This is a genomic window from Segatella buccae ATCC 33574 (assembly GCF_000184945.1).
GTDB lineage: Bacteria > Bacteroidota > Bacteroidia > Bacteroidales > Bacteroidaceae > Prevotella > Prevotella buccae.
The window spans coordinates 2,810,278-2,831,105 of sequence record NZ_GL586311.1 but is presented as its reverse complement, the minus strand read 5'-3'; the positions used below and the strand labels follow the sequence as shown (position 1 = coordinate 2,831,105).

At 52.9% G+C, this 20,828-nt stretch carries 17 protein-coding genes; 9 read left to right on the top strand and 8 right to left on the bottom strand.

Features of this window, described 5'->3' with window-relative positions:
• Positions 1 to 217: 217 nt before the first annotated feature.
• The 4 genes from HMPREF6485_RS11190 (at position 218) to aspS (ending at position 4,597) form a co-directional block, all read left to right on the top strand.
• Positions 218 to 1,102: an RluA family pseudouridine synthase gene (locus tag HMPREF6485_RS11190; protein WP_004343471.1), complete on the top strand. Its 885-nt coding sequence runs from the start codon at positions 218 to 220 to the stop codon at positions 1,100 to 1,102.
• Between the two features lie 64 nt (positions 1,103 to 1,166).
• Positions 1,167 to 1,322: a hypothetical protein gene (locus tag HMPREF6485_RS11185; RefSeq protein ID WP_007412115.1), complete on the top strand. Its 156-nt coding sequence runs from the start codon at positions 1,167 to 1,169 to the stop codon at positions 1,320 to 1,322.
• A 127-nt stretch (positions 1,323 to 1,449) separates the two neighbouring features.
• On the top strand, positions 1,450 to 2,691 hold the full coding sequence (locus HMPREF6485_RS11180; protein ID WP_248622302.1) for a serine/threonine protein kinase: 1,242 nt from the start codon (positions 1,450 to 1,452) through the stop codon (positions 2,689 to 2,691).
• A 142-nt stretch (positions 2,692 to 2,833) separates the two neighbouring features.
• A complete protein-coding gene (gene aspS, locus HMPREF6485_RS11175) occupies positions 2,834 to 4,597 on the top strand; it encodes an aspartate--tRNA ligase (RefSeq protein WP_004346621.1) in 1,764 nt (587 codons plus the stop codon).
• Positions 4,598 to 4,849: 252 nt separating this feature from the next.
• Here aspS and HMPREF6485_RS11170 read toward each other — a convergent pair whose 3' ends face one another.
• The gene (locus HMPREF6485_RS11170; RefSeq protein ID WP_004346620.1) at positions 4,850 to 6,145 is read right to left on the bottom strand and encodes a WD40-like domain containing protein; all 1,296 of its coding nucleotides are present in this window, start codon (positions 6,143 to 6,145) and stop codon (positions 4,850 to 4,852) included.
• A 140-nt stretch (positions 6,146 to 6,285) separates the two neighbouring features.
• On the bottom strand, positions 6,286 to 6,459 hold the full coding sequence (locus HMPREF6485_RS14260; protein WP_181792986.1) for a hypothetical protein: 174 nt from the start codon (positions 6,457 to 6,459) through the stop codon (positions 6,286 to 6,288).
• A gap of 189 nt (positions 6,460 to 6,648) precedes the next feature.
• On the opposite strand from HMPREF6485_RS14260, the gene rfbC reads away from it, so the two are divergent.
• From rfbC to HMPREF6485_RS11155, 3 genes are all read left to right on the top strand, one after another.
• A complete protein-coding gene (gene rfbC, locus HMPREF6485_RS11165; protein ID WP_004343464.1) occupies positions 6,649 to 7,197 on the top strand; it encodes a dTDP-4-dehydrorhamnose 3,5-epimerase in 549 nt (182 codons plus the stop codon).
• A 281-nt stretch (positions 7,198 to 7,478) separates the two neighbouring features.
• Positions 7,479 to 8,837 (top strand): UDP-glucose dehydrogenase family protein, encoded by a 1,359-nt coding sequence (locus HMPREF6485_RS11160; RefSeq protein ID WP_004346617.1) that lies wholly within the window; start codon positions 7,479 to 7,481, stop codon positions 8,835 to 8,837.
• The gene (locus HMPREF6485_RS11155; RefSeq protein WP_004342580.1) at positions 8,834 to 9,646 is read left to right on the top strand and encodes a DUF4738 domain-containing protein; all 813 of its coding nucleotides are present in this window, start codon (positions 8,834 to 8,836) and stop codon (positions 9,644 to 9,646) included. The genes HMPREF6485_RS11160 and HMPREF6485_RS11155 overlap by 4 nt, the downstream gene beginning before the upstream one ends.
• A 142-nt stretch (positions 9,647 to 9,788) precedes the next feature.
• On the opposite strand, the gene HMPREF6485_RS11150 is transcribed toward HMPREF6485_RS11155, so the two are convergent.
• From HMPREF6485_RS11150 to HMPREF6485_RS14030, 6 genes are all read right to left on the bottom strand, one after another.
• The gene (locus HMPREF6485_RS11150) at positions 9,789 to 10,964 is read right to left on the bottom strand and encodes an esterase (RefSeq protein ID WP_004346616.1); all 1,176 of its coding nucleotides are present in this window, start codon (positions 10,962 to 10,964) and stop codon (positions 9,789 to 9,791) included.
• Positions 10,965 to 10,986: 22 nt separating this feature from the next.
• Entirely contained in the window at positions 10,987 to 13,203 is a 2,217-nt protein-coding gene (locus HMPREF6485_RS11145; RefSeq protein ID WP_004346614.1) for a TonB-dependent receptor, read from the bottom strand.
• A gap of 230 nt (positions 13,204 to 13,433) precedes the next feature.
• Positions 13,434 to 15,188 carry a DUF6377 domain-containing protein gene (locus tag HMPREF6485_RS11140; RefSeq protein ID WP_004346612.1) on the bottom strand — a complete coding sequence of 585 codons (1,755 nt, stop codon included), beginning with the start codon at positions 15,186 to 15,188 and terminating at the stop codon, positions 13,434 to 13,436.
• Between the two features lie 779 nt (positions 15,189 to 15,967).
• Positions 15,968 to 16,843 (bottom strand): IS3 family transposase, encoded by an 876-nt coding sequence (locus HMPREF6485_RS11135; protein ID WP_248622340.1) that lies wholly within the window; start codon positions 16,841 to 16,843, stop codon positions 15,968 to 15,970.
• Positions 16,844 to 16,848: 5 nt separating this feature from the next.
• Positions 16,849 to 17,229 (bottom strand): hypothetical protein, encoded by a 381-nt coding sequence (locus HMPREF6485_RS14400; protein WP_004346610.1) that lies wholly within the window; start codon positions 17,227 to 17,229, stop codon positions 16,849 to 16,851.
• 646 nt (positions 17,230 to 17,875) lie between these two features.
• The gene (locus HMPREF6485_RS14030) at positions 17,876 to 18,202 is read right to left on the bottom strand and encodes a hypothetical protein (RefSeq protein ID WP_004346609.1); all 327 of its coding nucleotides are present in this window, start codon (positions 18,200 to 18,202) and stop codon (positions 17,876 to 17,878) included.
• A gap of 191 nt (positions 18,203 to 18,393) precedes the next feature.
• On the opposite strand from HMPREF6485_RS14030, the gene HMPREF6485_RS13175 reads away from it, so the two are divergent.
• The gene (locus HMPREF6485_RS13175) at positions 18,394 to 19,251 is read left to right on the top strand and encodes a plasmid pRiA4b ORF-3 family protein (RefSeq protein ID WP_004346608.1); all 858 of its coding nucleotides are present in this window, start codon (positions 18,394 to 18,396) and stop codon (positions 19,249 to 19,251) included.
• A gap of 50 nt (positions 19,252 to 19,301) precedes the next feature.
• A complete protein-coding gene (locus tag HMPREF6485_RS11115) occupies positions 19,302 to 20,828 on the top strand; it encodes an MATE family efflux transporter (RefSeq protein WP_004346607.1) in 1,527 nt (508 codons plus the stop codon).

The following is a 20,828-nucleotide window of genomic DNA, read 5'->3' as shown; positions in this document are numbered from 1 at the left end:
AAAGGGAGTTAAGGAGTGAAAGGGAGTTAAGACAATAGCTTTATTGCCGATGACATGCGGGAAGACATAAACTATAAAACTGTTGTCTTAACTCCCTTTCACTCCTTAACTCCCCAAAGAATCTCCCATTAACTTCCATCTTCTCGTATGGACTTGGCAATAAAGCTGTTGTCTTAACTCCCTTTAACTCCTTAACTCCCTTTAACTCCTAAAAAACATGTACAGACCTTCCCCAAACGACTACGACCACTACCGTGTGGACGAAAAGGCACCGCTGCTGGAGTGGTTGCTCGCCAACGTCAAAGGCGAGAGCCGGTCTAAAATCAAGGCTACGCTCAAGGGGCGCGGCATCAAGGTGAACGGCAAGCAGACCACCCGCTTCGACTATCCGCTCGAACCGGGCATGAAAATCAGCGTGAGCAGGAACAAGCGCAACGACACGTTCCGAAGCCGCTATGTGCGACTGGTCTATGAAGACCGCCACATTGTGGTGTTGGAAAAGGCCGTGGGCATCCTCTCGATGGCTGCCGGCCACTCGTCGCTCAACGTGAAAAAAGTGCTTGACGACTACTTCAAGAAGACGCGCCAAAAGTGTACGGCCCATGTGGTTCACCGCCTCGACCGCGACACCAGCGGCCTGATGATCTACGCCAAGAGCAAGGAGATAGAGCAGATGCTCGAACACGACTGGCATCATGTGGTCTACGACCGCCGCTATGTGGCAGTCGTCTCGGGCGAGGTGTACGACGACGAAGGCACCATCGCCAACTGGCTGAAAGACAACAAGGCCTACGTCACCTATTCGTCGCCCGTGGACAACGGCGGGAAGTATGCCGTCACCCACTTTCATGTGCTCCGCCGCACCACCGACCACAGTCTGGTGGAATACCGGCTCGAGACGGGCCGCAAGAATCAGATACGCGTCCACTCGGCCGACATGGGCCACCCCGTGTGCGGCGACATCAAATATGGCAATGGCGACGACCCGCTCCACCGCCTCTGTCTCCACGCCTACGTGCTCTGTTTCTACCATCCCGTGACCCACGAGCGCATGGAGTTTGACACGCCCGTGCCCTCTGCCTTCCTCTCGCTCTTCAAATAGGGCGGGGCGGGGGTGGGGCGGTTGCACCCGCCAATGCCCCTCGACATCCATTCATATCACTTCCATGACATCCAATTTCGCCTATTACACCTTTGCCCTCGTCGCTCTGATTGTGGGCTTTTTCATCATCAAGAAAGTCACCACCTGTCTCTTCAAGACCCTTGTGGCCCTCATCGTGCTGGCCGTTCTCGCCGCCGTCTACTGGCTGTATTTCACGTGACAACCCCGTTTTTACCCCATTCAGATGATAAAAACGGGCGAGAACGTGCGATTGTCGAATATTTTTCGTATGTTTGTAGCCGGATAGCTTGGCGGCAGACATGCCTGCAAGCTGTCGCCATGTATAAATGGATAATGTATCACATAGAATGGAGAAGGAAAACGACATACAGCAGCCGCCGCAGCCGGCAGAGGCCGCCGCTTCCCGATACAGCGACTACACCGTGCTCACTTCGCGCGGCATCCACCGTTTTGTGAAGTGTCGCAAGGGCGACCGGTGGGTGGTGCTCAAGGGGCTGAAGCCCGAATACAGGGAGAAACCGCAGTGCGTCGCCCTGTTGAAGAAGGAATACAAGACAGCCCACGCGCTCGACCACGCGGGGCTGGTGAAATATCAGGCACTGGTAGACGACGACCGCTACGGGCCGTGTATCGAACTCGAATGCGTCGATGGGCGTTCGCTGGCCGACTATCTGCGCGAGGCCCACACCACCGAAGAGAAGTTGGCCGTGGTGCAGGAGCTGGCCGATGTACTCTCCTACGTGCATGGCCGCGGTGTGGTACACCTCGGTCTGAAACCCTCCAACATCTATATCACCAAGCAGGGCAACCACGTCAAGCTCAGCGACTTTCGGATTGTTGCCGCCGACAGCTTGAAAGAACCCGTCGGTGTGTTGAAGTACATGGCACCCGAGGTGAAAGACGGCACGATGACCGTGGATGCCCGGGCCGACATCTATTCGCTCGGCATGTTGCTGCGCGACTTCGCCCTACCTGCCGACTATGCCCCCGTGGCCGACAAGTGTTGCAGCTTCGGGCGCAACGAACGCTACATGGATGCCGCTTCCGTGGTGGAAGCCCTTTACAGCGACCGGAGCCACGGCGGTTCGAAAAAGATCGTGGGCATCGTCGCAGCCATCGCGGTGGTCATCGGCCTGCTAGTTTTCGTGTTTTTCACCGGCCGCGGCAGTCACAGCGACAGTGCCAATCCGGCATCCGTGACGAGCGTGGCCGACAGTGCGCAATCTCCCTCCGAGTCCCCCGCCGGTCCCTCCACAACCTCTGCCGAGGCTTCTGCCCGGACGGAAAATGCCGCCCCCGTGGCCGTCGCCAACAAGTTCGGATTCCTCGAACAGTTGAAGCCGGCCCTCTACCGCGACCTCGACAAGCTGTTCCAACCCTGCCTCGACCGCAAGGCCGAAGGGGCCGATGAAGCCGAGATGCAGCAGGCCAAGGCCCGGTTGCAGGGCAGGATAAAGCGTTACTACAAAGGACTGGTGGGTACGCTCGGCCGTCTCGACAGCGAGCAGCGGGCAGCTTTCGACAAGACATTCGCCGACTACGTGGCCCGGAAGAAAGCCGAACTTTAGCGGCTTGCCGCCACCACTCGCCCCGACAACACAGCGGGCGGACACCGATGCAAGGTGTCCGCCCGCTTTTTTTGACCATTTATTTTGTCTTTCGAGCTATTTATTGTACTTTTGCAGCTAAAGACTAAGCACTTATATAATTATGTACAGAACAAAGACATGCGGAGAGCTGCGCCTCTCCGACGCCGGCACGGAAGTGACCTTGGCCGGCTGGGTTCAGCGTTCGCGCAAGATGGGCGGCATGACGTTCGTCGACCTGCGCGACCGTTACGGCATCACACAGCTCGTGTTCAACGAAGCCGACAACCGGGCACTCTGTGAAGAGGCCAACAAGTTGGGCCGCGAATACTGCGTTCAGGTCAAGGGCCGTGTGAGCGAGCGGCAGAGCAAAAACCCGAATATGGACACGGGCGACATCGAGATAATCGTCTCCGCGCTCACGGTGCTCTCGCCGAGTCTCACCCCCCCGTTCACCATCGAAGACAATACCGACGGCGGAGACGACATCCGCATGAAATACCGCTACCTCGACATTCGCCGCGCCGCCGTGCGCAAGAATCTCGAGCTGCGCCACCGCATGACCATCCTCATACGCAACTTCCTCGACTCGCGCCAGTTCATGGAGGTGGAGACCCCCATCCTCATCGGCAGCACGCCCGAAGGGGCCCGCGATTTCGTGGTGCCTTCGCGCATGAATCCCGGCCAGTTCTATGCCCTGCCGCAGAGTCCGCAGACCCTCAAGCAGCTCCTCATGGTGGCCGGCGTGGACCGTTACTTCCAGATAGCCAAGTGTTTCCGCGACGAAGACCTGCGGGCCGACCGCCAGCCCGAGTTCACACAGATAGACTGCGAAATGTCGTTTGTGGAGCAGGAAGACGTGCTCAACATCTTCGAAGACATGGCCCGCCATCTCTTCAAGGAGATTCGCGGCGTGGAATTGCCCCCGTTGGAGCGCATGAAGTGGCACGATGCCATGCGCCGCTATGGTTCTGACAAACCCGACGTGCGCTTCGGCATGGAGTTTGTCGAGTTGAAGGAGGCTTTTGCCGGCAAGGGAGCGTTCTCCGTGTTCGACGAGGCAGCCTACATCGGCGGCATCTGCGTGCCCGGTTGTGCCGATTACAGCCGCAAGCAGCTCAACGAGCTCACCGACTTCGTGAAGCGTCCGCAGGTGGGTGCCAAGGGACTGGTGTTCATCAAGTATCAGGCCGACGGCACGGTGAAGAGCTCCATCGACAAGTTCTATTCGCCCGAGGTGCTGGCCGAAATCAAACAGACCATGGGAGCCAAAGACGGCGATCTCGTGCTCATCCTCTCCGGCGACAATGCCAACAAGACCCGTGTGCAGCTCTGCTCGCTCCGCTTGGAGATGGGCGACCGCTTGGGGTTGCGTGACAAGAATGTGTTCAAGTGTCTGTGGATAGTCGACTTCCCCCTCTTCGAGTGGAGCGACGAGGAGCAGCGCCTCATGGCCACGCACCATCCGTTCACCATGCCCAACCCCGACGACCTGCCGTTGCTCGACGAGCATCCCGAGCAGGTGCGCGCCGTGGCCTACGACTTTGTGTGCAACGGCATCGAGGTGGGCGGCGGTTCGCTCCGTATCCACGACACCCGCTTGCAGGAGAAGATGTTTGAGGTGCTCGGTTTCACGCCGGAGCGTGCCGAGGCCCAGTTCGGTTTCCTGATGAACGCCTTTAAGTATGGCGCACCGCCCCATGCCGGCCTGGCCTTCGGTCTCGACCGTTTCGTGAGCATCTTGGCCGGTCTCGACTCCATCCGCGACTGCATCGCCTTCCCGAAAAACAACTCCGGCCGCGATGTGATGCTCGATGCCCCCGGCCCCATCGACCAGAAGCAGCTCGACGAGTTGCAGCTGAAGCTGGTGGAAAGCCCCCTAAGTTAGGGGGGGTGGGGGTCTGAACAAGAGGACAATATCCACTCCTCCCCCCAGCTTTCCAAGCGCGAAATATTGGAGTGAGGGGGGAGACTCTATAATCTACAATAGGGACAGTGCCTTGATGCGCTGTCCCTATTTTTTTGTTTTCTGTAGAATAAGAATGGGCGTATTTCCCCATCCGTCGTGCCTTTTCGGAGGTGCTGCAAGCGGCAGACCGCGAGAAGCCACAAAAGGCTCGTGGCTTCCCTGTCCCAGCTGTCAGTTGGCCCACGTGACAGAGGTGTAGGGCGACAGGTCGGGAAGGTCGGGGAGGGAGATCCAAGTTTTGTCGGCCCCGTTGTATTCGGCGACAGAGGCTTTCCCGTTTGTGATGGTGAGCACGGTGAAACGACCGGGACGGTCGGTGCGGCAGGTGATGGAAACCACCTTGCCGGGCTGGGTGGCAAACGGCTCCTGCAGGTGTGGAGACTCCTTGTCGAGCAGGCAGAAGCGGCTGCCACCTTTGGCCGACGGGGAAGAAATGACATAGCCTGCCAGCCTTGGTTGCGACTTGCCACCGGGCACGCTGAAGGAGAACGGGATGAGGGCTTCGGCCTCGATTTCGTCGAGCACGCGGAATCCTTTGCGGATGTGGAACAGTACGGGCACCCATTTCCCCGCGCCTTTGTCGGCAGAGAGGAAGACGGTCCCGCTTTCGGGGTCGAACACGCCGGCGTAGGTGCCGAACTGTCGCGCGGATAGCCCGGCCGGCAACTCAAAGGCCCGCAGCTTTTCCACAACCGACGTGCGTGTGGCGTAATTGCTCTGCTCCGGTTGCCTGAGAGAAGTGCTCAAATTATATTTGCCCGGTGCTTTCTCCTGAATGGAGACGAAGTATCCTGTGTTGGTCACCGCCAATGATAGCGTATTAAAGGAGGGATTGAGAGGGCTCCATTCACCGGTGCAGAAGTCGAAGAAGAACGGCTGTTGCACGCCATCGGCCTTGGCCAGACCGCACAGCCCGTAAGTTTTTTCGAGGTTGATGATGGAGTGGAAGTCCGGATGCGCGCTCATGTCCCATTTCGTCGCGGCATTCCCCTTGCCCTGCGTCCATACCGTCTCTATCGTGTTGCGACCGGGATTGACGCCATACAGTCTGAAGTCTTTGGGTGTCTGTCCGTCGGCCACCAGCAGTTCGCCCAAGGTCATTCTGTCGGCTGCTCTCTGCAAGATGATCCTGACGCGGGACTCCGGCTTGCGGTAGGGCATCAGGAAGCTGATGCCATTCGGCTTTGCTTCGATGATTTTTGCATAATTGTTCATGCCGGAACCTTCGGGAAATGACGGGTCGCCCGTGTCCCAACGGAAGTCAAGCGTCACGTAATCGCCGGTTTGGAATCCCTCGCCATAGAGGTGTATCGTGTCTCCCGGGTTCACTTTCCGGCCCGCTTCCCTCACTCCGGCGTTGGTCACCAGTTGCTTCTCTGCCGGCTCGTACTCTTCCTTGTGGCTGCAAGCGTTCAAGGCAAGAAGAAGCGGTGTCGCGATTAGAAAAAACAGTCTATTCTTCATCATATCAGGTATATATATAAAGAGGTGAAAGGGTAAAGGGGTGAGATGTCTGCAAAAATAGTGAAATGGGCTGGAAAATGCAAGCGTTTTCGCGGAAAAATGCAAGGGAAATGGTAAAATATGGGGATGGTTTCGGCGGAATCTTAGCCGTCGGCGAGGAAAACTTCTCCGTGTGGGAATCCTTTCCGCACCCGCCACTTGGGGGCGTTTCGCTTCGCGGGGTCGGCCCGATTGTCGGCCGTCGTGCCGTGTGAGGTTTTGTGCGGGATGTCTGCACCACCCGTGCAGAGGCTTTGCACGCCGCGTGCAACAGCCATGCAAGGCCGGTGCAGCGGCCATGCACCGGTCCGTCGGCAAAGGGGTGGGAGGGCGGTCGGGCCGACAAGCCATACCGCCTTCGGCCATCGGAGCAGGAGAAAATTAAATTCCACTTTGTTGATAAATAATTTTGCAGTTCGCCCGAATAATGCTAACTTTGCCCATATTTTATATAAAATAGACTAATAATGGAATATCAAGAGACGGAAATCAAGGGTGTCTGGATCATGACGCCCAAGGTATTCGAGGATCGGCGCGGTTACTTCTTCGAGGCATGGAAGAAGGCCGAGTTTGAAGAACATGTGGGCAAGGTGGATTTCATTCAGGACAACGAGTCGAAGTCGAGCTTCGGCGTGTTGCGCGGCCTTCACTATCAGACGGGCGACTACGCGCAGGCCAAGCTTGTGCGGGTGATCAAAGGTCGGGTGCTCGATGTGGCCGTGGATCTGCGCAAGAGCAGTCCCACGTTTGGCCGTCATGTGGCTGTGGAGCTCTCCGAGGAAAACAAGCGTCAATTTTTCATTCCCCGCGGTTTCGCCCACGGTTTCTTGGTGCTCAGCGAGGAGGCCGTCTTCACTTACAAGGTGGACAATGCCTATGCTCCGCAGCACGAAGCCGGCATACGTTGGGACGACGAGCAGGTGGCCATCAAGTGGCCCATCGACCCGGGCGACGTGGTGACGAGCGATAAAGACCTCAAGGCCCCGGCCCTCAAAGATGCCGAGGTGTTTGAATAAAGAGCGTGTTTGAACGACGAGAGTGTTTTTTGAAAATAATCCTAACTGAACTTTCGCGTGTTTAGTAGGAGTTGAAGAAACGAGGGGAAACCTCGTGACAGACAGAGAAAAAGAATCGGACTTGGGGCATGATGTCCCAATACCTTTAGGCAATGAAGCCGCTGTCTCTACCTCCTAACGAGCGGAGCGAGTGCTAACTCTTTTTTTTCGCCATCGCTCAAGGAAACTTCTCCCTTAACTCCTAAAATATCATTCTTGCGAAACTTAAACATTATAATAAGATGAATATAGCAGTAGTAGGCACCGGATATGTGGGCCTCGTGTCGGGCACATGTTTTGCCGACACCGGTGTCAACGTGACATGCGTCGATGTAGACAGTAAGAAAATCGAGCGGCTCGAACAGGGTGACATCCCCATCTACGAGCCCGGACTCGACGAACTGGTGATGAAAAACGTGAAGGCCGGCCGCCTGAAGTTCACCACTTCGCTGGCCGACATCATCAACGAACAAGACATCGTGTTCTCAGCCGTGGGCACGCCTCCCGACGAAGACGGCAGCGCCGACCTGCGCTACGTGTTGCAGGTGGCCAAGACGATAGGCGAAAACCTCAATAGATATCTTGTGGTGGTCACCAAGAGTACCGTGCCCGTGGGCACGGCCCGCAAGGTGAAGGCGGCCATACAGGCCGAACTCGACCGCCGCGGAGTCGACGTGAAGTTCGATGTGGCCAGCAATCCCGAGTTTCTCAAGGAGGGCAACGCCATCAAAGACTTCATGAGCCCCGACCGCGTGGTGGTGGGCGTGGAGAGCGAGCGGGCGCAGAAGATGCTCACAAGGCTCTACAAACCCTTCCTGCTCAACAACTTCCGGGTGATTTTCATGGACATTCCTTCGGCCGAGATGACCAAGTATGCCGCCAACTCGATGCTGGCCACACGCATCTCGTTCATGAACGACATAGCCAATCTCTGCGAGCGCGTGGGCGCCGATGTGAGCATGGTGCGCGCGGGCATAGGCAGCGACACACGCATAGGGCGCAAGTTCCTCTATGCCGGTTGCGGCTATGGCGGCAGCTGTTTCCCGAAAGACGTGAAGGCCCTCATCAAGACAGCCGACGACAGCGGCTACTCCATGGAGGTGCTCAAGGCCGTGGAGCGCGTCAACGAGCGGCAGAAGAGCGTCCTCTTCGACAAACTCGTGAAGGCTCTCGGCGGCCTGCAGGCCCTTGAAGGCAAGCACATCGCCCTGTGGGGCCTCTCCTTCAAGCCCGAGACCGACGACATGCGCGAGTCCACCGCTCTGGTGATGATCGACCGGCTCCTCGCCGCCGGCTGCCGGCTGCGCGTCTACGACCCCGTGGCCATGGACGAGTGCCGCCGGCGCATGGCCCTCAAAGCCGCCGCGGGTGAGGAGGAACGCCGGCGCGTGGAGCGCATCGTCTATGCCAAAGACATGTATGATGCCACGCTCGACGCCGACGCACTGCTGCTCCTCACCGAGTGGAAAGAGTTCAGACTGCCCAGTTGGGATGTCATTGGCAAGGCCATGACCGGCCGGCTGGTGATAGATGGTCGCAACATCTTCGATGCCGACGAACTTGAAGAAGCCGGTTTCGAATATCACTGCATAGGGCGATGACACGTTTCAGACTCGGTTTCGTCCTCTTGTCCGTCCTCCTCGTGGCAGTCCTTGTGGGGTGCCGCCGGACGGCTGGCGGTAAGGCCTCCTTGCCGCAAGAGGATCTCAGGGCCAAGCAGATGCTGCAAGGCATCTGGCTGAACGATGCCGAGGGCGATGTCTCCTTTATGGCCAAGGGCGACACCATCTTCTATCCCGACTCCACCAGCCAGCCGGTGCGCTTTGCCATCTATGGCGACACGCTGGTGCTGAGCGCGGCCGGCGAGTCGAAATACCCCATCGTGAAGCAGGCTCCCCACCTGTTTGTGTTCAAAAACCAAAATGGCGATGTGGTGAAACTCGTCAAGAGCGAAGACCCCGACGACCGTTATGCCTTTGAGGAGCGGCGGCCCGTGGCCCTCAACCAGAACCGGCTCATCAAGCGCGACACCGTGGTCACGCTCGGCGGCGAGAAATATCACAGCTACACGCAGGTGAACCCGACGACCTATAAGGTGGTCAAGTCGTCTTACAACGACGATGGCGTGGCCGTGGACAATGTTTATCACGACAACATCGTGCACGTGAGCGTGTTCAACGGTGCGCGCAAGGTCTACTCCGGCGATTTCCGCAAGCAGGCTTTCGTCCGCCTTGTGCCTGCCGACTATCTTTCGCAAAGCGTGTTGAGCGACATCACCTTCACCCGCATCGATGCCTCCGGCCTCCACTATGCGGCCACGCTCTGCATCCCCGACAGTCCCAGCAGCTTCGTCGTCGAACTGCTCATCTCGCCCGCCGGCCGGCTCACCATGCGCGTGGCCGACAACTGAAACCGGGCCGCCCCCGCCATCACCCATATCGGAAAAGCCATATCCTGCCTCGCCAACGAGGCAGGATATGGCTTTTTTAGGGTGCTGCGGTTGACCGGAATCGGCTTCCGCAGGGGGGCGGGAAAGACCGATCGGCACGTGTCTATTTGAAAAGCTGCGGGGCAAAGATGAGCAGATACTGCCGCCAGTTGCTCCACAAGTGGCCGCGTGAAGACTCGTGGTATTCGTATTTGGTGCCGGCCTTGTCGAGGCATTTCATAAGGTCGAGGTTGAACGGATAGAGGCGGTCGGCTTTACCCATCCCTATCCAGTAGAGCTTGACCCCTTGTTTGTACTGCTCTGCCAACTTCCGGTCTAAGTCGCGGTAGACGGGGATATTCCAGTTGATGCCCTTGAAATCGACACCGGCAGAGAACAAGCCGATGTAGTCGAAGAGCTCCGGGAAATTGGCCGAAATCATCATCGTGTAGAATCCTCCCATAGACAGGCCGGCCAAGGCTCGGTGAGCTTTGTCGGGCAGGGTGCGGTAGTGGTTGTCAACGTAGTTCACGATTTGCGGAAAGGTGGCTTCAAACTTGCCGGCCTTGTAGTCGGGCAGCGTGTTGGTCATCACGGGCATGTAGCTCAGGTTCTCACTCGTCTCTCCGGCCTCGGCCTGTTTGCTCGGGTTGCCATTGGGCATCACCACGATCATCGGCTCCACCTTGCCCTCTGCAATGAGGTTGTCCATCACGCGATTGACAAATCCCAGGTCGCTCCATGCCATCTCGTCACCACCGCTACCATGCATGAGATAGAGCACGGGGTAGTTTTTGTTATCCTTGTCGTAGGATGGCGGGAGATAGATCACCATGCGCCGGTTGTTCTGGTACAGCCCTTGACATTGATACCAGACAGTCTGCATTGTGCCATGAGGGACATCATGCACCTGATAGTAATCGGCAGGCCCGTGGCCAACGAAAAAGATGCTGAACACATTGCCTACATCACGGCGGGTGAACGGGTTGTGCGGGTCGAGGCCGATGACCCCGTCAATGTCGAAGCGATAGGTGTACATCTCCGAGGGGAGCACCGGAGTGGTGTACTCCCAGAGGCCCTCTTTGCCTTTTTTCATGGTTCCCACACCGTCATTGGCCTCCCAGTCGCCCTTCACGCTGACGCTCTTTGCCTTGGGCGCATTGAGACGGAAAGTCACGGTGTTGTCACTGTTCACTTGTGGAGAGATGATTTTCTCTGCCCTGAATCCGATGTTTTGTTGTGCCTGGGCGATGATTGCCACAGTGCAGAACACGACTGCTAAAATACTTTTGAGTTTCATATTGCGATGGTTTAAGAAGTGATTAAAATCTGATGGTTGCCGAGAGCATGGTCTGGAACGGCAGGATGTAGTTGCCCGTCAGCATGTAGCCTGCAAACTGGGAGCCGTCTTCGACCGTGTCGGAACTTGGGATTACGCCCTGCGCTCCGGTCTGTCCGAGGAAGTTGGTCATGTTGGCCGTGAAGGTCACATGGTCGTTGAGCACATAGCTTGCGCCGGCAAACGTTTCCCACCGTCCGTTGAAATAGATGGAGTTGGCCACATTGACATACTGCTTGCTGTAATAGCGCAGGTTGGCCCACACTGCGAACTTCCCGAAACTGTATCTCGGATCGAACTCGACAATGACTTTCGACTGCTTGGTGACCATCGAGTTGTCGAAACTGTAGCTCTTGTTGAAAGCGGTGAAACTGTAGCCGGTGTACTTTGGCGATTGCAGGGTGAAGCGGCCATGAAGCGTGAATCCCTTGACAGGATGGAACATGGCATCGGTGGTCCAGCCGATAGTTCGTATGCCACCGGAGAAGTTTACCATTTCCGGAGTCTGTGACAAGTCGTCGTTATTGGTCACCACAATTCGCCCGTAGTCATGTCCTCGCATGGCGTAGGTGAAGGCCGAGACGAGTTCCATCCATGGCCGGTTATAGAAGATGCCCGCTTGGCCCACGATGTAAGGCCGGTGAGTGTAGTGGGGAACGCCCGTACCCGAATATCCTTCCAAGTGGCGGTATTGGGTGAGGAAGTTGGCTTCAGCTGTCAATCCGAAATCGGAAGTGATATTGTATTTCGGGGCGATAGAGACCGCATAGTTGAGTCCGTCGGTCGTATGGTTTTCAGTGGCTACGGTCTTGCCGGCGGCATTTTGTGCACCGATATAGAAGCCGTTGAAGCGGGCGAAGGGAATCAAGTCTACGTTGGCGTGAAAGTATTCCAGGCGGAGCCCGTAGACCATGCGGAACCGGTCAGATGGTGTCCATGTGTCCATGATGTAGGCGGCCAGTTTGTTCTCTGTGCCTTTGTCGTATTCCGAACTGCCGTTGAAATTTTCGTAGGCGGAACTGTTCTTTCCGTAAATCAGTTTGCGCGGGTTGGGAGCCACCTCATGATAATAGGTAGTGGTGCTTCGGGCATAGTCGATATAGGTGTACCACTCGTTGAGGCCCAATGCCCAGTCGTGCTTCAATGTCTTCTTGATGAGTTCGCCCGTGAAGAAAGCGTCGGTGACGCGGGAATCATTCAATTGTGCCACTCGCTTCTGCACGGCTCCCGTGTATTTTTCGCCTGTGTCGGCATATCGTGCATCTATGTTGTCCTTTGCCGTGATGATGCCGTTGGCCGTCTGGTCGCCCGTCCCCAAATCGGCCGTAGACACTTTGGCGCGGAGCGACAGGCTCATACCGTCCGCCAATGGCTTCGTGAAGCTGATGCAGCCTTCATGGACATAGGAGCCGTAAGCACTGTATAAGCCCACTTGCTTGTGTTCTCCCGTTCTTACATCAAGATATTCCATCGTGCCGTCGACGGGCAAGTAGGAATCGCGGCCAATGCGAAAGCCGGGAACATTCTTCACGCCCCCCTTTCCGTCCCAGATGAACGGGGCGTAGTTGGCTGCTATCGTGAGGTTGTGGACATCGGTAAACTTGTAAAGGAAAGAAAGTTGAGAGCCGTCGTTCCAGCGTTTTGTCAGGCCACCGGTGTAGAATTGTGCCCGGTCGCTATACTTGGTAAAGCGGAGCGAGAAACTACCCGGGTCGAAGTTGTTGTATGCACTTAATGTGTAATACCAGCCCTTGCCCAATGGTCCGGATAGATTGAGGTCGAAATTCTGTGCGCCGAAAGTGTTGACACCATAGTTGACTTTGCCCTTGAACTTGTCTCCGCCCAGTTCCGGCCATGAATCCACGCCGTAGCCGATTTCTCCATCCTTGACAGCCACTTGCGGCATGGTCATCAGTCCTCTTTTGGCCAGAAGCTGCTCGTTGCGCCAATGGTTGCTTGTCGTGTTGGGCCAATAGTAGTACACGGCAGGAAGACCGTTGAAGGAGACGGCCGTATAATTCATGGGAAGTCCGATCTCGATTTGTCTTGGCTCTGTCGTGCTTTTGGCATTGAGCATCACACCACGGTCAGAAGATTCAGCAATGGAGTCTTTTTTGTTCTGTGCAGTGAGCGTAACGGTAGAAAGGAGAAAGGCCGTGCATATCAATGCGTTTCTCTCTAAGTGAAATTTAATTTCCATCTTACTTCAAGTTTTTAGTTATAACGGTTGTTGATTGAGTTCCGAATGCAAAATTAGCGGATATTGTCGGGAGCTACAACCGATATACTTCAAAAAACAGTTTTGAAAAATGGAAGTGCCTGTGTGTCAAGTTCTTGCAGAGTGATGGATATACTTGGAATATACTGTCATATACCCTTTGTGCTCCGGCAGGAAGCCTTTCCCAGCAGGGATTTCCTCTACAAAGAAGGCTACATGTCGTTTGGGGTGGCCGACCTGGAATAGTGAATGGCCTTGATTCTGGCATAGATCGTATCCTTCTCCAAGTCGGAGATGTTAAACAGGATGTTCTTGTATCGTTTCACGGTGTTCACCGAATAGCCGAGACACTGCGCAATATCCGTGTTCCGGTCTATGCCCAATCGGATCAGGGCCACGATGCGCATTTCGGGAGTCAAGGTTTCGGGTGCCGGAGGCTGCTGGCGGGCATCTGTCTTGAGGAGCGCATTAAACTGGGTGACAAAATCAGGAAACAGTGTGAGCACAATCTTGTCAAATTGTGTATGTGCTCCGATGCTACTTGCCTTCTCGTCATTTACTATCATCTTGATGCCGAGATAGTCATGTGAGGCGAGTTTGTACCTTATCAGCTTCTTCATCTTGGCGATGTCCGTGCGTATGTCTGCCGTGTTCATGATGACTTGTCCGAGGATGGCCGCCTTGATGGTATTTGCCTCGCGCAGTTCTTCGTTGATGACGGATATTTTGAGGTTGGTGTCTACCAACTGTTCATTCTGCCGTATGATGACTTCCGATTTCTCATTCATCTCCTCGTTCTGCTCGACGATGATTCTATTCTTTTCATGCAGCCGGCGATTTTGTTTCCGGATGTAGACTTGCAGGCCAATCATCACGATGATGCTGACCGATAGTAGGATAAGCGCCATGGTCAGAATCTTTCGCTGATAGCTGATTTCCTCGTGCTGAATCTGATTGATGTGAGGGTAGAATTTCGAACTCTCCGAAATGCGGTATCTGGAGCCGAAGGCTTGGGCGTTTTGCATACTGATGGAACTGTATCTGTAGGCATGTTTGGGATGCCCCATAAACAGGAGCATCTCTGCCAGTTTCCGCAGTGCCGGATATTCATAGGACCCTTGCCTGATCTCGAGAATAGCAGACAGACAGATGTCGTTGGCAGCCTTTTCAAATTCTCCGGCCCCCATCTCCATGAACCCCAGATTGCCCAGATGGTAAGCGTATTCTTCCGATTGGGGATGCAGCTTGGTCAACAACAATGCCGCGTAGCCCATCGCCTCCTTATATCGTTTGCAGTGGAAGGCATATTCCATGTAAAACTTGATTCTGGTGGGATCAGAGACGGGAAGATGCCCTTCCGCCCATTCTATGACCTTTTTCATCCTTTGCGAATACGGGTCGTTGTCACTGATGTCGTACAGCCGGTTGTAGAGCCCTTCTTCAAACGCCAAGTCGAGCTCCTGTTCCTGATATAGCGTATAAGCGTAAAGATGCAGGTTGCCGGAGCGGATGGCTGCAAGCTGGTCTTCACTTTCCTTGAAAAATCCTCCTTTCATGCAGATTCTTGCCTGTGCTAGCATGGCCAATGCCCGATGTCTGTCGTTGCCCGTGTGCTGAGATTCGTTGAGTGCGCGGCTGGCGTAGGCGTAGCAGGAGTCTATGCTGATGATGGAATATTTATCCTGTAGCTGCATATAGAGCGCGTAGCGTCTATGAGGGGTCTTGCAGGAGCTTAGTTTTGCTTTCAGCGCCTCAATCTGCCTCAACCTTTTTTGATGATAAGCGTCGGCTTTCTCCAACTCATTGTCAAGGGCCATCAGTTTCGGTTTCATGTTCTGCCACACGATTTCTTTGTTGGGAGTTTTATCCCAAGCCTCCTGTGCCCACGTGTTGTTATAGGACGCAAGTGTGGCTATCGGACACCATAGTGCGATGAACGATAAGAGAATATGGCGGTTTCGTTTCATGTGCGGGTAATGGAAATTAGAAGTTGTCTACAAGATTGCGGCCGGTGAGTAGAAGTTCTGATGGCTTATACTTCCCTAATTGGTAGAATGAAAGGTATCGTATGATGCACGGAAAACACAGTCAGGTGGCAGCAACGATTTTACAAACCAGTGTGAAATGCCATGGATCAACTGCTCTCTGCCATGATTGCAAAATTATGAAAAATCCTAATATCTTCCAAACAATCCTCTCTTTTTTAAACAGCCGGACTGCTGAAGAGGGGCTTTCCGGGTTCTGCCTTTCCGGCCCTATCAATATATTGTGGAGAGATGTTCGGACAGAATATTTTGTTAAACCATTTTTTCGTTTTCGGCCTCTGTGCTTGCGATATTTGCAGCCGACAACCCGCTCGGGTGCAAATACGCGATTTTAGCGGCTTTTTCAAAACGCTGATAATCAGCCGTTTGAATTTTACTGACACATATTGAAGGCCGAAAACGGGGCTGAAAGGGCCCAAACGAGCTTGCGAAATGGCCACAGTTGCAGCACAACTGTGGCCATTTCGGTTTCCAACTGTGGCTCTTTTGTCTTTTCCTGATTTCACTTGTCAGATTTCATTCTGTTTTACTGTTCAACTTGTCAAAATTATCTCTTCCTTACAGATTTGCTTGACATGACTTTGCTGTCTGTACAGTCTGACTTGTCAGGCCTCATTTCCATCCCCCAAGATGGAACATGATGGAACCGGGCCCACCATCCACAGGCCAAAGGTAGCAGTTTTCTTCCAATTCGTCAAGTTTCACCTGTCTTTCTTCCAGAGATTCCTTCCGGGATCTTCTCCACGGTAGACCTCCATGGGCCTCTTCATGCCGATGCTCATGTGCGGCCTCAAGGTGTTGTGGAACTCTATGGCGTTGCCTATTTCCAGTTTGGCCCTCCCGTAGTCCTGATACATGTCCTGTAGGCAGATATGCTCGTTCTTGAGTATTCCGTTCTGCCTCTCGGCCACGGCGTTGTCCGTCGGTGCATGGCTCTCTGTCATGCTGATCCGTATATGGTGTTCCATGAGCGTGCTGACATACAGCAGGCAGGCATACTGGGAGCCCCTGTCCGAATGGTGTATCGTGCCGCACAGGTTGCCTCCCCCGGCCGTCCGTATAGCCATCAGAAGGGCCTTTGTGGCATTGGCCGCCTCCATGTTCTCAGACAGGCACCAGCCTATGATGGCGTGGGAGTACACGTCTGATACAAGATGCAGGTAGAGCACGTCCCCTTTGATCCAAACGTATGTGATGTCAGACACCCACACCTGGTTGACACGCCCCACCTGAAGGCCTTTCATAAGATTGGGATACTTCCTGTAGGGGTGGGCCGAGTCGGTCGTCCTCCTCCGCTTGGGGCGGGCCAGTGTCAGGCCTTCCGCTGCGAGGAACCGCAGGAAGGAGTCGCGCCCGCGCGTCACCTCCGGCCCCAGTTCGGCCTTCAGGATGACATGGAGTTTTACGCCCCCAAGGCGCGGCCATCTCCATCGGTAGTACTCCACGCAGGACACAAGCAGCTTGCGGCGCTGACGCTCCGAGACGACTCTGCCATGACGCGCATAGTACCATTGGCGGTTCTTGCCAAACAGTCCGCAGAGGAGCCCGACATTCAACCGGGGGAACTCCTCCCGCAGCGCCTCTACTGTCTGGCACCACCTTTTTTTAATATCGAGATGCCCTCCTCCTGCTCGGCAATCTGTATCATCTTCTCGAAGGCACGGCTGCGCAGCTTCTCCAGCTCCAGCGCGCGCTCCAGATCGGAGATGCGGTTCCGGAGGATTTCCTCATTGCTCAGCTTCGTCTCTTGATGCTCCATACGGTAGGATGAAATCACTTCCGAGGGCAAAGATAATGCTTTTGAGTCGACCGGCCAACGTTTGAGCCATTGGTGGATGGAATTCCCGTCAACATTCCATTTACGGCCCATGGCGGCCTGGCTGCCCCCATGAGTGTAATAATCACTAAGAACCTGAAGCTTGAAAACTTCACTGTAAACTCTTGGACTTTTACGTTTTGTCATATTTCTTTGATTTAAAAGGTGGATGAAATATGACAAGCTAAAGCCGGTTAAGACATTTCGCAAGTTCGATGGGCCTGAATGAGAAAGGCAGTGGGCTTTTCCGGCGGTTTAAGGCCGACTTTTCACCCTGGTTGGAGAGTTTTTGTGGAGGTGATTTTGTTAATACGATTCGCCACCATCCGGCATCGGGAATTGGTTGTATATTCACAAAAACAAGTGTGCATCAGGACTCAGGTCTTGATGCACGCTTGTTTCTGTGGCGTGTGCCTGCGTTCTTAAGTCCGGAGATTCCGCTTTCTTGCGTTCGGCGGAAATGGACACACACCTTGTTTAGGAAGTTATCTGTTCGCGCAGAGGTCTGCGCTGTCTGTTGTCGGGGTTTCCCCGTGGGGGGATTTCCTGTCCGGCAGCTTACTTGCCGCTGAACATGTTGTTGTTCACATTGATGGCCTGAGCGGCTACTGCTACAACTACTGCCAATACAATCATCATCGTTACCATAATCTTTTTACCTTTTGTGAGGGCTCAATCCCTCGTTACTTCATCTGTTATCCTTTGTTTTACGATGCAAAGATACTGTTGTTTGCGCACACGGGCAAATCTTTTCCCCTCTTTTGTTCATTCTCTGCGTTTTCCTTGTCCTATATCAAGAATGCAGGAGTAGAGCGGGGGCGGATATGAAGTTCCTGCGATCCGGTAAGCCGAAATAGCGTTTCGGCCCTTCCCCTCTGTCTTTACTCTTTACCTTCCCCTCTGTCAAAAAACATGCGATATTTTTTGCAAGTAAGAAATATTTATGTATCTTTGCACATAAATAAGTGGCAGAAGGGCATTTCTTCTTGTCCACAATGATATTACGACCATCAGAAAGCACTGCGAGCATCACGGAGGCTAATGAGAAATTAAAAGGATTATTGCCGGCTTCGGCTACCGGCATTGCCACGTAAACATGTTGATCGTTGACCTTTGTCATCCATCGCGGCAGTGTCGTTTCATCCCATCTTTTTTCTCTTGCATCGTGCTCAGAAGTGGAGGCTATCCGTTGTCGGTCACACCGCTGAAAGCGCATCAGCTTGCAGCGGAGGGCGAGTTGTCTTCTCTTGTCTTGTGTGGAAACCGACTGGCGGAAAAGTCCCCTTGTTTTTCCCTTTAACTGCAAGTAGAATGGCGAAAAAGAAAAAGTCACCTATGATCAATCTGTCCGATTTCTTCGACACTCTCGGTTTTAGAATGTCGGAAAGTGAGGAAGAGAGTCCGGGTGTGCCGAAAATACTTCCCGCAGTGGGCAAAACAAAGAAATTTTCCATAGCTTCGGAAAAGGGACTTTGGCAGAAAATGGAAACCTGTCTGGACAAGTTGCCTGAAATTTATAGTGACGATGAGGGGAGATCGTATGAACTGCCCCCTCTCCTTGACAACACCCGGCAGCCCTCTCTCTATGTGCTTTATATCACTATCGAGGGGTGTCCCGTCAAGACATGGCGTCGCCTGCAAGTGCCTTCTACGATCCGTCTCATCCATTTGGCCCATATCATCATCCGTGCGTTTGGTTGGGCGGGGTACCATCTTTATCAGTTCACCAAGGGCTCGAACTTCTATAAGTTGCCCTATCGTCTGTCTGATGCCCCAGTGGATGCCGATGACCCATTCTTAGCCACCATGCAACCCTATCTTCGTAAGGAGTATGACATGTGTCATGTCACCCTCGGCGAAGTGCTTGCAGCTAAAGGTGAAAAAATGAAATTTGAATATGATTTCGGTGACAGTTGGATCCATCAAGTCAGCCTGTCGTCCATATCGTCTGCCCCTGATGCCCCCTTGTCCATAAGAGTGATTTCCGGCAAAGGCCCCTGTCCTCCCGAAGACTGTGGCGGCGTGTGGGGCTATGCCGAACTGCTTGAAAATCCTACCGGTGAACTCGCCCAATACCACGTTTTTGCCCCCACCGAAACCTTCAACCTCGAAGATGCCGACTTCTTCGTCCAAGAATATTTGGAGGAGGTGGAGGAAGGAAAGGTGTAAGAGCAATGTTTTTGATGCCTATAATATGGGCCTTTATATGATTAAAATACATGATTGAAAACAAGCGAATCGCAAAAAATACACTTCTTCTTTATTTTCAGATGACACTGGTGATGCTCGTGGGTTTGTACACATCTCGTGTCATTTTGCGAGTGTTGGGAGCTTCCGATTATGGCCTTTATAATGTTGTTGGAGGAGTTGTAACAATGTTTGCTTTCCTGAATGGCTCTTTATCTGCAGGAACGACCCGTTTTATTGCTTATGAATTGGGGAGAAAAGATGTAGAACAGTTAAAAAAGGTTTTCAATGTGACTTTTGTCTCCCACCTTGTTGTTTCATTCATTGCATTTCTTTTGGCAGAGACGATCGGACTATGGTTTTTGAACACCCAGATGTCTTTTCCTGCTGATAGGACTTTTGCTGTGAATGTTGTTTATCAATTTTCTATTTTCTCATTAATATTGCTACTAACGCAGACTCCTTTTGATGCAGATATAATGGCACATGAAAAAATGAATGTTTATGCTTATGTCAGCGTTATTGGTGCCGGTCTTAAACTATTAATGGTATTGTTGCTCGTACTTAATTCCACTTTAGATAATTTAGTCCTTTATAGCATTCTTACATTCCTGACAGGGATGATAACACTGATAGTCACTAGAAGTTATTGTTACAAGCATTTTGAAGAATCAGGATGGCAATTTTGTAGAGATATAAAACTTTACAGAGAAATATTATCTTTTTCCGGTTGGAATATAATTGGTGGTACTACAATGATTTTTCAAGGGCAAGGGGTAAACATTCTCTTGAATATATTTTTTGGTCCTGTGGTTAATGCGGCTAGGGCAATTAGCTATCAACTACAGGGAATTTTTTCTCAGTTGAGCAATAATTTTATGTCGGCAGTAACACCTCAAATAACTAAGAGTTATGCTGTTAAAGAATATAGGGATATGCTATATCTCATGACAGAAAGCTCAAAAATGTCCTTTTTCCTACTGCTTGTTTTTTTATTGCCAATGATGTTTAAGATCAATTATGTTTTAAAGCTATGGCTTTCTAATGTACCGGAACAAGCAGATACTTTCGCTGTATTAGTTCTTGCGACACTACTTGTCCGGGCAACCTCGACCTCTGTCGTTATGGGAATCCGTGCAACGGGTAATATTAAGCGATTAAATCTTTACGCCAATGGTTTGGGGTTGCTTTCAATTTTGCTTATTTTCATTCTTTTCAAAATGTCTTTTCCTGCTATCACTGCCTTTTGGATGCTTTTGGCTTTTGCTATTATTACCAATATCGCGGAATTGATAGTATTGAAGATAGAGTTGCCGATATTTCAAATATATAACTATTTAGTGTCTGTATTCGGGCGTTGTTTTTTCATTTGCCTGATTGCTGTTCCACTCAATTATCTTTTGTTCTCCGTCTGCCGTGACAGTTTAGGCTATTTTTTGCTTTATTATAGTGCAGCAGTTCTTATAAACGGGTTGGTTGTTTTCTATGGAGGATATAATAAAACTTTTCGAGAAAAGATATTTGCAGCAGTGGTAGGTAAAATCAAAAACTATTTATAA